At 37.2% G+C, this 1070-nt stretch carries 1 pseudogene; it reads right to left on the minus strand.

Going from position 1 to position 1070, the window contains the following annotated elements:
* Nucleotides 1-34: 34 nt before the first annotated feature.
* Nucleotides 35-1070 (minus strand): annotated as a pseudogene (locus DVW06_RS16805) (IS3 family transposase); the annotation flags it as partial.

The following is a 1070-nucleotide window of genomic DNA, read 5'->3' on the forward strand; positions in this document are numbered from 1 at the left end:
ATTATCAAGGGTTCGCTACGCCAACCTCCGCATAGCGTACCTCAATTGGTGTTTTATAACCAAGAGAACTATGGATCCGATGATGATTCCACCAATTGACATAATCAAAACATTCTAATTCTAAGTGTGCCATCGTTTCAAATTGATATTGACTCACAAATTCCGTCTTAAAAGCTTTGTAAGTCGCTTCTGAAACGGCATTATCATATGGACATCCAGGCTTACTCAAGGAGCGTTGAATGCCAAATGTTTCTAAGATAAGATCAATCAATTCATTATCAAATTCTTTTCCACGATCCGTATGGAAGAGTTCGATTTCTTGAAGTGAGTAAGGAATGCTTTGAATGGCCCTTTTTACAAGCTGCGCATCTTTTTTATTTCCGCAAGAATGGCCAATAATTTCACGATTGAATAAATCAATCATCAAACAAATATAAGCCCAATTTGTCCCGACCCGAACATAAGTTAAATCCGTGACAACCGCTGACAATGCTTTTGTTTGAGTAAACTTTCGATCTAAGTGATTCGCAATTTTCTTTTGATTGCTTTGGCACGAATGTACGCGATATTTGGGCTTCGTGTAACTGGATTTCAATCCTCGTCTTTTCATGATGCGACGAATTTTTCGACGACTCAAAATGAGATTTTTCTTATCAAGGCGTTTCTTGATTCTGCGTGAACCATATGCTCGTCTATTTTGTTGAAAAACTTCTTCCACCGCTTCTTCTAATTTTGCTTCTACTGCGCCTTGAGTCGTTTCTTTTTCTCGATAATAATAGGTGGCTCTTGCAATACCCAGTACTTTACACATGGCTGATATCGAGTATTTGTGCTTATTTGCATCAATTACTTGTCTTTTCGTCCGAATATCAGCGCCGCTTGCTTTAAAATATCATTTTCTATCAAGAGTTGTTTATTTTGCTTTCGCAATTGAATTAACTCTTTTTGTTCAGGTGTTAAGTTATCTTTTTCTTTAAATGAGCCAGAGGTATTTGCTTGTTTCACCCATTTATCAAAAGTAGACGGGGTTAAATCATACTCTCTGATAATATCGGTTCTCTTTTTCCCTG

Origin of the sequence: Enterococcus sp. ARL09-542 (assembly GCF_005234805.1) — a bacterium.
GTDB classification, from domain to species: Bacteria; Bacillota; Bacilli; order Lactobacillales; family Enterococcaceae; genus Enterococcus_D; species Enterococcus_D gallinarum.